At 67.0% G+C, this 14392-nt stretch carries 13 protein-coding genes; 5 read left to right on the forward strand and 8 right to left on the reverse strand.

Annotation, left to right across the window (positions count from 1 at the left end):
• The first annotated feature begins 9 nt into the window (after positions 1–9).
• Positions 10–1182 (forward strand): glycosyltransferase, encoded by a 1173-nt coding sequence (locus tag GGR44_RS06175; RefSeq protein WP_183954570.1) that lies wholly within the window; start codon positions 10–12, stop codon positions 1180–1182.
• On the opposite strand, the gene GGR44_RS06180 is transcribed toward GGR44_RS06175, so the two are convergent.
• The gene (locus GGR44_RS06180) at positions 1179–2840 is read right to left on the reverse strand and encodes a molybdopterin oxidoreductase family protein (protein WP_183954571.1); all 1662 of its coding nucleotides are present in this window, start codon (positions 2838–2840) and stop codon (positions 1179–1181) included. The genes GGR44_RS06175 and GGR44_RS06180 overlap by 4 nt on opposite strands.
• Positions 2841–3011: 171 nt before the next feature.
• Here GGR44_RS06180 and modA point away from each other — a divergent pair, with 171 nt between their 5' ends.
• Genes modA through GGR44_RS06200 form a run of 4 tightly spaced genes read left to right on the forward strand, consistent with a single transcriptional unit; the run spans position 3012 to position 6029 of the window.
• Positions 3012–3773 (forward strand): molybdate ABC transporter substrate-binding protein, encoded by a 762-nt coding sequence (modA, locus tag GGR44_RS06185; protein WP_183954572.1) that lies wholly within the window; start codon positions 3012–3014, stop codon positions 3771–3773.
• An 8-nt stretch (positions 3774–3781) separates the two neighbouring features.
• Entirely contained in the window at positions 3782–4477 is a 696-nt protein-coding gene (gene modB / locus GGR44_RS06190) for a molybdate ABC transporter permease subunit (RefSeq protein ID WP_183954574.1), read from the forward strand.
• Positions 4467–5084 (forward strand): molybdenum ABC transporter ATP-binding protein, encoded by a 618-nt coding sequence (locus GGR44_RS06195; protein ID WP_183954576.1) that lies wholly within the window; start codon positions 4467–4469, stop codon positions 5082–5084. Before modB ends, GGR44_RS06195 begins: the two co-directional genes overlap by 11 nt.
• Before the next feature lie 51 nt (positions 5085–5135).
• Positions 5136–6029: a diacylglycerol/lipid kinase family protein gene (locus GGR44_RS06200; protein ID WP_183954578.1), complete on the forward strand. Its 894-nt coding sequence runs from the start codon at positions 5136–5138 to the stop codon at positions 6027–6029.
• An 18-nt stretch (positions 6030–6047) separates the two neighbouring features.
• On the opposite strand, the gene GGR44_RS06205 is transcribed toward GGR44_RS06200, so the two are convergent.
• The 7 genes from GGR44_RS06205 to GGR44_RS06235 all read right to left on the reverse strand — a co-directional run bounded on the left by GGR44_RS06205 (position 6048) and on the right by GGR44_RS06235 (position 14367).
• The gene (locus tag GGR44_RS06205; protein ID WP_183954580.1) at positions 6048–7259 is read right to left on the reverse strand and encodes a polysaccharide biosynthesis/export family protein; all 1212 of its coding nucleotides are present in this window, start codon (positions 7257–7259) and stop codon (positions 6048–6050) included.
• Entirely contained in the window at positions 7256–8590 is a 1335-nt protein-coding gene (locus GGR44_RS06210) for a glycosyltransferase family 4 protein (RefSeq protein WP_343052299.1), read from the reverse strand. The genes GGR44_RS06205 and GGR44_RS06210 overlap by 4 nt, the downstream gene beginning before the upstream one ends.
• Positions 8587–9819 carry a glycosyltransferase family 4 protein gene (locus tag GGR44_RS06215; protein ID WP_183954581.1) on the reverse strand — a complete coding sequence of 411 codons (1233 nt, stop codon included), beginning with the start codon at positions 9817–9819 and terminating at the stop codon, positions 8587–8589. The genes GGR44_RS06210 and GGR44_RS06215 overlap by 4 nt, the downstream gene beginning before the upstream one ends.
• A gap of 46 nt (positions 9820–9865) precedes the next feature.
• Positions 9866–11143: an MFS transporter gene (locus GGR44_RS06220; RefSeq protein ID WP_183954584.1), complete on the reverse strand. Its 1278-nt coding sequence runs from the start codon at positions 11141–11143 to the stop codon at positions 9866–9868.
• A gap of 130 nt (positions 11144–11273) precedes the next feature.
• The gene (gene lpdA / locus GGR44_RS06225) at positions 11274–12668 is read right to left on the reverse strand and encodes a dihydrolipoyl dehydrogenase (protein WP_183954586.1); all 1395 of its coding nucleotides are present in this window, start codon (positions 12666–12668) and stop codon (positions 11274–11276) included.
• An 11-nt stretch (positions 12669–12679) separates the two neighbouring features.
• Positions 12680–13084 carry an acyl-CoA thioesterase gene (locus GGR44_RS06230; protein WP_183954588.1) on the reverse strand — a complete coding sequence of 135 codons (405 nt, stop codon included), beginning with the start codon at positions 13082–13084 and terminating at the stop codon, positions 12680–12682.
• The gene (locus GGR44_RS06235; RefSeq protein WP_183954590.1) at positions 13084–14367 is read right to left on the reverse strand and encodes a pyruvate dehydrogenase complex dihydrolipoamide acetyltransferase; all 1284 of its coding nucleotides are present in this window, start codon (positions 14365–14367) and stop codon (positions 13084–13086) included. The genes GGR44_RS06230 and GGR44_RS06235 overlap by 1 nt, the downstream gene beginning before the upstream one ends.
• Positions 14368–14392 lie beyond the last annotated feature (25 nt).

A 14392-nucleotide genomic window follows, 5' to 3' on the forward strand; every position in this document is an offset into this window, starting at 1 on the left:
GCAGCATTTATGGCGCTGAACGTCCTCATGCTCTCCACCCTGTTCCCGGACATGAGCCGCCCCAATTTCGGCGTGTTCGTGGAACGGCAGGCGCGCGAACTGGCCAGCCGCGAAGGGGTGAGCGTCACCGTAGTCGCGCCTGTCGGCCTGCCGCCATGGCCGCTGTCGCGCGCGCCCCATTATGCCGCGCTGCGCGCCCTGCCCCGGCAGGAACAATGGAAAGACCTGTCCGTCCATCGCCCGCGCTTTCCCATCATCCCCAAATTTGGCGGCCGCGCCAATGTGACGACCATGACCCGCGCCCTATTGCCGCTGGTCCGCCGCCTGCACCGGGAAACGCCGTTCGACGTCATCGACGCCAGCTTCTTCTTCCCCGACGGCCCGGTGGCGCAGCGATTGTCGAAGGCGCTGGGCATCCCCTATTCGGTGAAGGCGCGGGGGGCCGACATCCACTATTGGGGCGAGCGCCGGGGCACACGCAGGCTTGTCAAGAAGGCCGCCGACGGCGCGGCCGGCCTGCTCGCCGTCTCCGAAGCCATGCGCCAGTCGATGATCGCCATGGGCATCGACGGCGACAAGATCCGCGTCCATTATACCGGTGTCGACCTTGACCGCTTTCAGATCGCGGATCGCGACGAGGCCAAGGCGGCGCTGGGTTTTGCCGGGCGGCCGGTGATCCTGTCGGTGGGCGCGCTGATCCCGCGCAAGGGGCAGGAACTGCTGGTCCGCGCGCTGCCAGAACTGCCCGATGCGGTGCTGTTGCTGGCGGGACAGGGGCAGGATCGCACCACGCTGGAAAAGCTCTCGGTGGACCTCAAGGTGGAGGATCGGCTCGGCCTGCTCGGCGGGGTAGCGCATGGCGGCCTGCCCCGGCTGTTCGCCGCCGCCGATGTGATGGCGCTGCCCTCCGCGTCGGAGGGTCTGGCCAATGCCTGGGTGGAGGCGCTGGCCTGCGGCACGCCCATCGTCATCAGCGATGTCGGCGGCGCGCGCGAACTGGTCGACCGGCCGTTCGCGGGCCGGATCGTCGAACGCACGCCGCAGGCCATTGCAGAGGCGATTCGCGCCATCCTGGCCGACCCGCCGGACCGAAACGCGGTGCGCGAAACCGCGCTGCGCTTCACCTGGGCCGCCAATGGCGACACGCTGGTCGCCCATCTGCGCGCGATTGCGGGGGTTTAGGCTTTCACGATGGACAGCCGGGCCCGGCCGTCGCCGGTCGGGAATTGGCCATGGTCGAACGGCACCTCGCCCCATCGCCAGGGCGTCAGCTCGTCATAGGCGGGGTTGGAAAGCGATCCGTGGCGCTTCAGGTTGAACAACCGCTCGCCATCGTTGCGATAGGCCGACAGGCGCGCATGTTCGCGATAAATGTCGACCGGCCGTTCGAACGTGAAACCATCCCACCACCCCATCGCCCGCGCGACGCGCGTCACCATCCACCAATGCGGGCGCGCCTGCCCCGTCCAGGGGAAAATCGCCCGATGGCGGCTGACCAGCCGGTCCGCATTGGTGGTCGTGCCGTCCCGCTCGCCCCAGGGAGCCGCGGGCAGCAGCACATGGGCAAGCGGCGCCGTCGCCGCGCCGCTCCATGCGGTCGACAGCACGACCAGCGGACAGGCGGTCAGCGCCGCGCGCCAGCGTTCGCCCAGCACGGGATCGGCCACCGGATCGACCTCCATCAGCCAGATCGCCCTGATCCGGCCCGCCTCCAGCCCCTCCAGCATCCCGGCCATGTCCAGCCCCGGCCCCTGCGCCATGGTCGGCGATCCCCATAATCGCTGCACGACCGCCGCCGCCTGATCGCCAAAGCGATGATGGGCGGCCAGTTCGCCCGGCAGGCTGCCGACCTCCGACGCGCCCATGGCGTTGGCCGAACCGGCCAGCAGAAAAGGAGCCGCGCCCGGCTTGCCGATCCGTCCGGTCGCCAGATGCACGTTCAATATGGCCCGCGTCGCCGCGTCGCCCAGATCGTTCGCGAACAGGGTCAGCGCGCGCGGACTGGCGGCAAAGCCCTCATAATATTGCTTCACCTGCGCGGGCGACAGGTCGCAGGCGCGCGCCACCGACCAGATGTCGTGCCCGGTGCGGATATGGTCCCAGAAGCCCAGGGGCGCGGCGACATGATTGTCCAGATAGTCGGCATCGACCGCCCCCGCCTGATCGCAATGGGCGAGCAGGCCGTTCATCAGCATGGCGATGCGGTCCGGCCCGACCGGCAGGTGCGCGCCGCGCTCCGCCTCCGTGCCGGGGGGCATATGGAGATGCAGCCAGGCCAGCGCCATGCCCCGCTCCTCCCGCGCCGCCATGATCCGCCGGTGCAGCACCGGATAGGCGGCGGGCAGGTCGACCCCGGCGACGACGATCATGTCGGCCCGGTCGACGTCCTCATAGGTCGCAGGCACGACCATTTCGCCCAGCGCATCGCCATGCGCGCGTGCCGCGACCGCCCAGCCGCCCGCATCCATGTCGATATTGGCCCCGCCGATATAGCCCTTCATCAGCTTGTTGGCGGCGTAATAATCCTCGGTCAGCAGGCCGTCCGACAGGATGAAGCCGATGGCGTCGGCGCCATGGCGCGACGCCAGTCCCGACAGGCGGCGGGCGATATGGCCGGCGGCGCGATCCCAGTCGATCACATTGCCGCCCTTCCTGGGTTCCAGCAAGCGCCCTTCCAGATCCAGCTCGTCGCGAATGCCCGCGCCGCGATGGCACAGCCGGCCCTGATTCGCCGGATGGGTGCGATCGCCTTCGATCAGGACATGGCGGTCGCCGTCCCGTATGGCGCGGATGCCGCAGCCGACAGCGCAATGGGGGCAAGTGGTGCGAACCGAATACATGCCCGACAGCCACCCTTTCCCTGATCGCTCCTGCCCGCGAGCCAGCGCAATGAACCAGCAAACGCGGCCTCTATCATGCTCCCGCCGCGCAGGTCGATAGCCAGCGCGGCTGCACCGCGTGCCTGTGTCGCGCGCTTGTGCCGCCATGCCGCTTTGCGGCACAAGGACGCCATGGTCCGATTCCTTCGCCCGCTCCTCGCCCTGATGCTGTTTTTCGGCGCCACCGCCCATGCCGCCGACCGGGGGCCTCTGGTGCTGGCCGCAGCGTCCATGCAGGAGGCGCTGAACGCGGCGGCCGATGACTGGGCGGCGCGCGGCCATCCCCGGCCGCTGCTGTCCTTTGCGGGCTCGTCGGCGCTGGCGCGACAGATATTGGCGGGCTCCCCGGCCGATCTTTTCATTTCCGCCGATCAGACATGGATGGACAGCGTCGAAAAGGCGGGCTTCGTGGCGCGCGGCAGCCGCGCGACATGGGCGGGCAACCGACTGGTCCTGATCGCCCCCGCCAAAAGCGCCGTTCGCCTGGCCATAGCCCCGCGCTTCCCGCTGGCCCGCGCGATTGGCGACGGACGGCTGGCGATGGCCGACCCCGACAGCGTGCCCGCGGGCCGTTATGGCAAGGCCGCCCTGGCCCGGCTGGGCGTGTGGGGCGCAGTGGAGCCGCGCGTCGCCCGCGCCGACAATGTCCGCGCCGCCCTTGCCCTGGTCGAAAGCGGGGCGGCCCCGCTGGGCATCGTCTACGCCACCGATGCGCGCGCCTCGCGGCTCGTGCGTGTCGTCGCCCTTTTCCCTGCCGGCAGCCATCCGCCGATCCGCTATCCCATCGCCCGGCTGGCGCGCAGCACCCATGGCGATGCCGAGCCGTTTCGCCGGTTCCTGCTCTCCGCACGCGGCCGGGGGATCATCGCCCGCTACGGCTTCACCGCGCCTTGACCCTGCCGATGCTGAGCGCCGACGAATGGAGCGTCATCGGCCTGTCGCTGAAAATCGGCCTGACCGCCGTGGCGGCGATGCTGCCCATATCGCTGGCGCTGGCCTATATATTGGCGCGCGGCCGCTTTCCGGGGCTACTGCTGCTCGACGCCCTCGTGCATCTGCCGCTGGTCGTGCCCCCGGTGGTCACCGGCTGGCTGCTGCTGCTGCTGTTCGGGGCCAGCGGGCCCGTTGGTCTGTGGCTGGAAAGCTGGTTCGGGGTCAGCGTGCTGTTCCGCTGGACCGGGGCCGCCATCGCCGCCGCCATCATGGCCATGCCGCTGATGGTGCGCGCCATGCGCTTGTCGATCGAATCGGTCGACCGGCGGCTGGAGGACGCGGCGGCGACGCTGGGTGCAGGGCGCTGGCGGGTGTTCCGCACGATCACCCTGCCCCTGTCGCTGCCCGGCATCGCAGCCGCCATGGTGCTGGGCTTCGCCCGGTCGATCGGCGAATTCGGGGCCACCATCACTTTCGTATCCAACATTCCCGGCGAAACCCGGACCTTGCCCATAGCGATCTATGGCGCGCTGCAAATGCCGGGGGCCGAGGCGGAAGTGACGCGGCTGGCCATCATGTCGGTGCTGTTGTCGCTCGGCGCGTTGCTGGCGTCGGAACTGCTGGCGCGCCGCGCCGGCAAGGGGTGGCGCGGCCATGGGCTTTGACATCGATGTGCGCAGACGACTGGGCGACCGCGCCATCGCCCTGCGGCTGACAGGCGGCCCGGGCGTTACGGCGCTGGTCGGGCCGTCGGGCGTGGGCAAGACCAGCATCCTCAACATGGTCGCCGGGCTGCTGCGGCCGGATGAGGGGCATATCGGCGTCGCGGGGACAACGCTGTTCGACGCCGCCCGCCGCATTGACCTGCCGCCGTCCCGTCGCCGCGCGGGCTATGTCTTTCAGGACGGGCGTCTCTTCCCTCATCTGCGCGTGCGCGCCAACCTGATGTTCGGCGCTGGACGAAACGGCGGCAATATGGATTTTGACCGGATCGTCGCCATGCTGGGCATCGCGCATCTTCTCCACCGCTGGCCAGCCAGCCTGTCGGGCGGCGAGGCCCAGCGGGTGGCGATCGGCCGTGCGCTGCTGTCGTCCCCGCGCCTGCTGCTGATGGATGAACCGCTATCATCGGTCGACCCGGCCCGGCGCGAGGAGATATTGACGCTCATCGAGCGAGTGCGCGACGCCAGCCCTCTCCCCATCCTTTATGTGAGCCATGACCGCGCAGAGGTCGACCGGCTGGCGGACCATGTGGTGGAATTGACCGGCTGACAGCGAAAATCCGTTGGACGGCCAGCGGCTTTTAGGCTTTGTCCCGATGTGATGGATGACACGCCCCTGCCCCGCGAGGCCGTTCTGGTCGTCAACGCCCGGTCGCGCAGGGGAGAGGCGATGTTCAAGCGCGCGCGCGACGCGCTGGAGGCGGCGGGCGTGCGCCTGATCGCCGCGCACGGGCTGCGCGACCCTTCCCATATGGCGCCTACAGTGCGCCGGTCCGTGCAGGCGGGCGCCCCCATGGTGATCGTGGGCGGCGGCGATGGATCGCTGTCGGGGACGGTGGACGAACTGGTCGGCAGCGACTGCGTCTTCGCCGTCCTGCCGCTGGGCACCGCCAACAGCTTCGCCCGCACGCTGGGCCTGCCGCTTGACCTGGAGGCAGCGGTCGCCGCCATCGCCAACGGACGGCGGCGGCGTGTGGACCTGGGCGTCATCAACGGCGATTATTTCGTCAATTCCGCCTCCATCGGCCTGTCGCCGCTGATCGGCGCGACCGTCCCCCACGGCCTCAAACGCTATCTGGGGCGGCTGGGCTATCTGATCTGGGCGGTCCGTTGCTTCTTCAACCTGCGCCCCTTCCGCCTCGTCATCGACGACGGCAACGTCGAACACCGGCTTTGGTCAACCGAAGTACGCATCCTGAACGGCCGTTTCCACGGCGGCGTCGAATTGTCGGAAACAGCCGAAGTGGACAGCGGCCGGATCATGATTCAGGCGGTGACGGGGCGCAGCCTGATGCGGCTCTGCGCCGACTGGTACGCCAAATTCTTCAAATTGCGCGACCGCGACGCCCATACGCAGGAATTTGTCGCCTCCGCCTTTCGCATCGACACCCGCCCGCGCCTTCGCATCTCCATCGACGGCGAAGTGCTGACGCGCACCCCCGCTGATGTGCGGATCGCCGCCGCTGCAATAGAGGTGGCGGTGGCGGCCGATTGAGTCCGCCACCCGGCCGGATCAGTTGTTCGCCCGGTTGACCCGATCCGCCAGGATCATGCCCTGAAGCACGGGCGAGAACAGCATGTTGATGACCTGCACCACCTGCCGCGTCTTGTTGAATCGCGCATTGGCGATATAGATCACGTCCTTGTCCCGCATCATGAACCGCTGCGCCAGGAAATAGCTGGACGGCTTGAGCAGGTTGATCCGATAGATGACCGGCCGTTCGCCATTGGGCGCGGTGGCATCAGGCACGAAGCGGAAAACGAAGACGCCGGTCGGGTCGGCCTCCTGCGAATTGGGTCCGCCCGCGCGCGCGACCGCATCGGCCAGCGAGACATTCTCCGTTTCGAACGGCACTTCCGCGACCTTGCCGGCCGCGCCGAACACGGTGAAGGTGCGCTCCATATGCACGATGTCCAGCCGGTCGCCCGGCAACAATGGCAGGTCCGCGGCCGATCCCGGCGTGATCTGGTTGTAATAGGCTTCGGCGGTCTTGCCGTCGCGGGTGAAGCGCACCACCGCATTCTGCCAACTGGCGGGCGATTTCACGCCCCCGGCGCCGGCAATCGCGTCGAGCAGCCGTTCCCGGCCCAGCGAAAGGCGCTGGCGGCCCGGATCGGCGACCAGCCCCCCCACCAATATGGTGTTGGTCACATTTTCGCTGATGCTGACCAACGCCTGCGGCGCCTGCGACTTGCCGCGCAAACCGCGAATGACCTGCTGGCGCACGTCTTCGGTGGTGCGTCCCGCCGCCTTGATCCGGCCGATATAGGGCAGGGTGATGTAGCCCGCATCATCGACCACCACGCCACGCATCGCCTCCGTCTTGGCGGTCGGATCGAACACGCGCGTGTCGCCCTCCCCGATATTGGCCGATCCGCCGAACAGGGATACGCCGACTTCGAAGATGCTGACCGACAGCACATCGCCCGGCCCCAGCAGGTCGACGCGGCCATCGCGCGCCAGCGCCTCCAGCCCGCCGGTCTGCATCAGCGCGGCGCGCTCCGACACGGGCACGGTGTCGGCGGTGACGTCGACCAGGGTGAATCCCATCTTGGCGACCTGTTCGCGCTCGCTGTTGATCACCTCATTGGCGGTCGGGCCGCTATTGGGCAGGCTGGCGCAGCCGCCCAACAGGGCGATGCCCGCCATCGCGGTCAGTCCAAGGGCGGGCTTCCGGTTCGAAAAACCCGCGGCAAAGCGCGAAAAGCCAAAGCTAGTCTTCATTTTCTGCCTTTTCCCTCAAGCACATGCCGATAATAGGCGTCGATCCGCTGTTCAAAGCGCGCCGCCGAGAATATGTCGGACCGGCTGCGGCCTAATGCACCCAGGCTTTGACGCAAAGCGGAATCTCCATCCATGCGACGGATCGCGGCAGCCATTGCGTCGACATCATAGGGGTCGACCAGCAATGCGCCATCGCCCGCGACTTCGGGCAGAGAACTGACATTGGTGGTCATCACCGGCCGCCCCAGGGTCATCGCCTCCAGCACCGGCAGGCCAAAGCCTTCATAAAGCGAAGGGAAAAACACGCCCCGCGCGCCGTGCACCAGCCGCATCAGGGCCGCGCGCGGCAGATAGTCGACCCGGCGGATGCGCGACGCGCCCTTCAGCACCGTCCCCGCCCCGCCGCGCAGCAGCCGCAGTTCCGCCTCCGCCCGCCAGCCTTCGCGGCCGACGATCACCAGCGGCGTCTCGACCCCCGATTGCAGATAGGCTTCGATCAGGCGACCGACATTCTTCTTGGGCTCGATAGCGCCAGCGAACAGGAAATAGCCGTCGCGCTCCAGATCGAAGATCGTGTCCAGCCATTGGGCGAGATGCGCCTGATCCTCATCGGGCCGGGCGTCGGCCATGTCCGCCGCTTGATAGAGGTTGACGACCCGGTCCGGCGCCAGCCCGAACATGCGGGTGATATCGGCCGCCGAAGCCTCGGAAACCGTGCAGACGCCCGCCGCATTCTCGATCTGCCAGCGCAGCACATCGGCGTAATAGCGCTTATCCTCAAGGCTGGCATAGGGCATGACCAGCGGCACAATGTCGTGCATCGTATAGATATTGGCCGATCCTTCCAGTTCGACCGGCACCGGATAGGTCCAGTGCATGATCGCGGGCGGATCGGGGATGCGCAGCCGCAGCGGGCGGCCATAGCGCCGGAAATGCTTGACCGCCGTGTCGAACAGGCCGCTGCGCGTGAACAGCCGGTCGGCGGGCGGCACGGCATTGGCGAAATGGCTGGCGTTGACGCGTCCCTCGATCGGCACGGCCAGCGGCCGCCGCACCTTGGGCAACAACATCGCGCGGACCAACCGCCGCTTCATCGTCATGCGCGGCTTTTCTCCCAGCGCCAACGCATGGCCCAGCGCCGAATAAAATTGCGTCTCGCGCATTTCGGGCGGCGTCGAGGACGGCACGGACACGCCGTAAATCAGGTCGAGTCCATGGCCCAGACCCCGGATCGCCCGGCACAGCGCCCGGCCATAGCTGGCGACCCCGGTGCCGCCGGGCAGCGCCATATTATAGCCGTCAACGCCTATTGTCAGTCGGTTCGCCGTCACGCCCCTGCCATCGCCGATCGGGGATATTGCGCCACATCGGCATATATCCGTTCAAGCCTGTCATAATAGGCGCGCGGGCCATAGTCGACCGCTTTGGCAAGCCCCGCCTGCCGCAATCGGGCGCACAGCGCGTCGTCTTGGTCGAGAGCGCCAATCGCAGTTGCGATCGCCCCCGCATCGGCCGGGTCGACCAGCAAGGCGGCATTCCCCGCCACCTCCGCCAGCGCGGGCAGGGCCGATGTCATCACCGGCACGCCCATGGTCATGGCCTCCGCCACCGGCAGGCCGAAACCCTCCGCCAGCGACGGGAACAAAAGCGCCCTGGCCGCGCACATCTGCGCCAGCAACGCGGCCCGATCCAGAAAGGGCTTGAAGGTGACGCCCGGCGCATCGCCAATCGCGGCGCGCACCGCGTCCGCGCGCCAGCCATCCTCGCCCGCGATGACAAGGGCGCGGCGGCTCCCGCTCAGCCGATAGGCCTCCACCAGGCGGACCAGATTCTTGCGCGGCTCGATTGATCCGCAGAAGAAGAAGGGCGCGTCCGCTTCCGGCGGCGGCGCGGGCGTCAACCCCTCGTCCACCGCCTGATGACAGGCGACCACCAGTTCCGGCGCGCAGCCGGTTGCGGCAATCACCTCCCGCCGCACCGCTTGCGTCACGGTGACGATCCGGTCGGCGCTGGCCGCGATCGCGCGAACCAGCCGGGCCAGCCGGTCGCCCTTCACCGGCGACAGATCCGGCGTCGTGAGCGGGATCAGATCGTGGATGGTGTAAATGTTGCGCCATCCCGCCATGCGCAGCGGCAGCGGGTAGGTCCAATGCATGATGCCCGGCGCTTCCCCCGTCCGCACCGGCATCAGGCGGCCGAGCAGCTTGAAGTGGAGATAGGCCTCGCGGAACAGGTCCGCCCCTTCCATCCGCCCGCGCCACGCCCCGGCCTGCGCGGTGCCCGGCTCGGCCAGCGCAGGGCGCGGCCAAGGGCGCAGCGCCTTCAGAAAACGGCGTGGGTCCGATCCGTGCCGATCCCCTTCGGGCAGGCGTGCGTCCAGCCGCCAAGGCGCATCGCCATGGGCGGCCAATGCGCGGACCAGCCGGTCGCCATAATGGGCAACCCCCGAACGGGGTTCATCAAGCAGCCGTCCATCGACGCAGATGGGCGGCAATGGGGGTTTTCCGGCCTGCGGGTCGGGCGATCGCCCCTCGACTGGATAGACTGCGCCCGCCATCATTCAGCCATAGCGTGGCCGCGCGCGCGGGGCAAAGTCGTTCGCGCCTTCAATCAATATCGCGCAGGTCGATGCCTTTTGTTTCATGCGCAAAGAACACCGCGATCACGCTCACCACCATGCCCATTGCGACATAGGCCGCGACCGGGGTGATCGAATGATAGAGCTGATATAGCGACAGCGCGATGATCGGCGCCAGCGATCCAGCCAGGATCGATGTCGCCTGATAGGCGATGGACGCGCCCGAATAGCGCAACTGGGTCGGAAATAGCTCAGCGATGAAGGCGGCCTGCGGGCCATACATCGCGCCATGGGCGATCATCGCGACCGTGATCGCCAGCCCCACCAGCAGCGGGTCGGCGGTATCCAGCAAAGCGAAGAAGGCCAGGAACCAGGCCACCAGAAAGGCCGCGCCCGCGCCATAGACCCAACGGCGGCCCACCCGGTCGGAAAGCGCGGCGAACATCGGCATCGTCACCATTTCCAGCGCCGCGCCGATCAACACCGCGTTCAGCACCAGCGAACGGTCCCCACCCCTTATTTCGGTGAAATATGTCAGCGAAAAGGTGGTCGCGACATAATAACAGATATTCTCGCCAAAGCGCAGGCCGCCCCCGACCAGCAGCGCCCGCCCCTTGCGGCGCAGCACTTCGACCGCCGGGAAGGCATGGGCCTGTTCCGCCTCCTCGGCAAAGATGCGACTTTCTTCAACCGCCTGCCGCAGCCAGTAGCCAATCAGCACCAACGTGATCGACAGCAGAAAGGGGATACGCCATCCCCAGGCGAGAAAATCGGCATCGCTCAGCAAGGCGGACGACAGCGCGAACACCCCCGCCGCCAGCAAATTGCCGGCCGGCGCCCCGACCTGCGGCCAACTGGTCCAGAACCCACGCGATGCAGATGGCGCTTCCTCCGCCACGATCAGCACCGCCCCGCCCCATTCGCCGCCCACGGCAAAGCCCTGCACCAATCGCAACAGGATCAGCAAAGCGGGGGCCAGCGCCCCGACCTGATCATATGTGGGCAGCAGGCCGATGGCCGTGGTCGACAGGCCCATCATCAGCAGCGAGATCATCAGCAATGTCTTGCGACCGATCCGGTCGCCGAAATGACCAAAGACGATACCGCCCACCGGGCGCGCGAAAAAGCCCAGCGCATAGGTGGAAAAGGCGATCAACGTGCCGGTCAGCGGATCAAAAGCCGGGAAGAACAGCTTGTTGAACACCAGCGCGGCGGCGACGCCATAGATGAAGAAATCGAACCATTCGATTGTGGTTCCGATCAGGCTGGCGCCTACAACCGTGCGCAACTGGCTCTGCGTCTTCACGCCCCGCTCCCCTTCTGCCTGTTACCCGATCCGCTTCGCGTGCCAGGGCTCAATACGGGAACGGCGCTTTGCCTATCCCCGGTGGAGTCCGGGCGGTGCGCGGGCCGCGCCCGCCCGGACGAAAACAACATCAGATGTGCAGCGCCCGGCCATAGGCGGCCAGCACGCTTTCGTGCATCGATTCCGAAATGGTCGGGTGCGGGAACACCGTTTCCATCAGTTCGGCCTCGGTCGTCTCCAGCGTCTTACCCACGACAAAGCCCTGAATCATTTCGGTGACTTCCGCGCCCACCATATGTGCGCCCAGCAGTTCACCGGTCTTGGCGTCGAACACCGTCTTGGTGAAGCCTTCCGCCTCGCCCAGCGCAATCGCCTTGCCATTGCCGATGAAGGGGAACATGCCGACCTTCACCTCATAACCCGCTTCCTTCGCCCTGGCTTCGGTCAGGCCGACGCTGGCGATCTGCGGATGGCAATAGGTGCAGCCGGGGATGTTGCGCGGGTCCATCGCATGGGGGTGGCCGCCCGCAATCGCTTCCGCCACGATCACACCTTCATGGCTGGCCTTGTGCGCCAGCCATGGCGGCGCGGTGACGTCGCCGATCGCCCAGACGCCCTCGACATTGGTGCGGCAGGCGCCGTCAGTGGCGATATGACCGCGCTCGGTCTTCACGCCCAGCGTCTCCAGCCCGATATTCTCGGTATTGGGCAGGATGCCGATGGCGACGATGACATGGCTGAAATCGCCCTGCGTCACCTTGCCGTCCTTGCCTTTGATCGCCGCCTTGATCCCGTTTACGCCGACATCGATCTTTTCGACGCCCGCGCCGGTCATAATGGTCATGCCCTGTTTCTTGAGCGCCTTTTCCAGGAAGGCCGACACATCGACATCCTCCACGGGCACGATGCGATCCATCATTTCGACGACCGTCACGTCAGCGCCCATGTCGTTATAGAAGCTGGCAAATTCGATGCCGATGGCGCCCGACCCGATGACCAGCAGCTTGCTGGGCATTTCCGCCGGCGTCATGGCGTGGCGATAGGTCCACACCCGCTTGCCATCGGCCGGCGCGAAAGGCAGGTCGCGCGCGCGCGCGCCGGTGGCGACGATGATGTCCTTGGCGGCCAATTCCTCGGTCTTGCCGTCCCTGGTGACGCTCAGCTTGCCTTTCGCGACCAGCTTGCCCTCGCCCATATGGACGGTGATCTTGTTCTTCTTCATCAGGTGGGTGACGCCCTGATTGAGCTGTTTGGCCACGCCGCGCGACCGTTTCACCACCGCCTCTATGTCGGCGCTGATCTTCTCGGCGGCCAGGCCATAATCCTTGGCATGGTTCATATAGTGGAAGATTTCCGCCGAACGCAGCAGCGCCTTGGTCGGGATGCAGCCCCAGTTGAGGCAGATGCCGCCCAGATTCTCCCGCTCCACGATCGCGGTCTTCAGGCCCAGTTGCGCGCAACGGATCGCCGCCACATAACCGCCAGGGCCGGACCCCAGAACGATGACATCGTAATTTTCTGCCATGGTCAGTCTCTCTATGCTTGAACCGCCAGCGGCGGCACGGAACGGGGCTGGCGATCCTCTCCGATCGCCACGAAGGTAAAGGTCGCGCGGGTGACGCGATAACTGCGGTCGTCGTGGCGCGCACGGCGCCATGCTTCTACGTCGATCTTCATCGATGTGCGCCCAACGGATTTGAGGGTTGCGAACACCGATACTTCATCGCCGACGATGACCGGCCGCAGGAAGGACATGCCCTCCACGGAAATGGTGACGGCGCGGCCGTGGCTGTGGCGGGCGGCGACCGAACCCGCCGCCGCATCCATCAGGCTCATCAGCCAGCCGCCGAATATATCCCCATGGGGGTTGGTGTCGGCGGGCATGGCGATGACGCGAACCGCCGGGCTCTGGGCCGGCGGCTGCTCATCGGGCGAACCCATCAGGCCAGCATACCCAGCGGGCTTTCGACCAGATCCTTGAACGCCGCCATCAACCGGGCGCCGTCAGCGCCATCGATGGCGCGGTGGTCGAAACTGCCGGTTGCGCTCATCACCGTCGCCACCTGCAAAGCGTCGTCGATGACATAGGGCCGTTTTTCGCCGGCGCCGATGGCCATGATCATCGCCTGGGGCGGGTTGATGACCGCCTCGAACTGCTTGATGCCGAACATGCCCATGTTGGAAAGCGACGCAGTGCCGCCCTGATATTCATGGGGTTGCAGCTTGCCGTCCTTGGCGCGATTGGCCAGGTCCTTCATCTGCTGCGAAATGGCGGCAACGCCCTTGCCATCGGCCCCTTCGATGATCGGCGTGATGAGGCCGCCGGGGATGGACACGGCGACGGAGATGTCGGCGCGGTGGAATTTCAGCAACTGGTCGCCCGCAAACTGCACATTGCATTCGGGCACCTGCATCAGCGACACGCCCAGCGCCTTGATCAGCAGGTCGTTGACCGACAGCTTGACGCCGCGTCCCTGCAACCCGGCATTCAGTTCCCCGCGCAGCTTCAGCAGCCTGTCCAGTCGGATGTCAACCGTCAGGTAGATGTGCGGAACCTGCTGCTTGGATTCGGTCAGGCGACGCGCAATCGTTTTGCGCATGTTGCTGAGCTTGACCGCATCGTGCGGAATGCCGAAATCCTGCGCCGCGACGGCGACCGGGGCTGGAGCAGGCGGGGCTGAGGAAGCAGGCGCGACGGCCGGAGTCGCGGCCGGTTGAGCTGCGCCGCCCTTCGCCTGTTCCACGTCGGCCTTCACAATGCGCCCGCCCGGACCGCTGCCCTCTATACCCGACAAATTCACCCCCTTGCCCAGCGCCAGGCGACGGGCCAGCGGACTGGCCTTCACCCGGTCGCCCGAAGCGGCCGCGGGCACGGCGGTCGGCGCGGCAGGCTTGGCGGGCACCGGGTCGGCCTTGGGCGTGGTCGCCTTGGCGGGCTCGGGCGCGACCTGCGCGGCGGCGGGCACGGATGCGGCATCCTCGCCTTCCTCCACCAGGATCGCGATCACCGCGCCGACCTTCACGCCTTCGGTGCCCTCGGCCACCATGATCTTGCCGATCGTGCCTTCATCCACCGCCTCGAACTCCATTGTCGCCTTGTCTGTCTCGATCTCGGCCAGAAGATCGCCGGAGGCGACAACATCGCCCTCCTTGACCAGCCACTTGGCCAGCGTCCCCTCCTCCATCGTAGGGGACAGGGCGGGCATCTGAATGTTCTTGCTCATGCGCTCGCGGCCTTTCTTTTGCGGG

The sequence above is a fragment of the Sphingobium fontiphilum genome, assembly GCF_014196635.1.
Classification (GTDB): Bacteria; Pseudomonadota; Alphaproteobacteria; order Sphingomonadales; family Sphingomonadaceae; genus Sphingobium; species Sphingobium fontiphilum.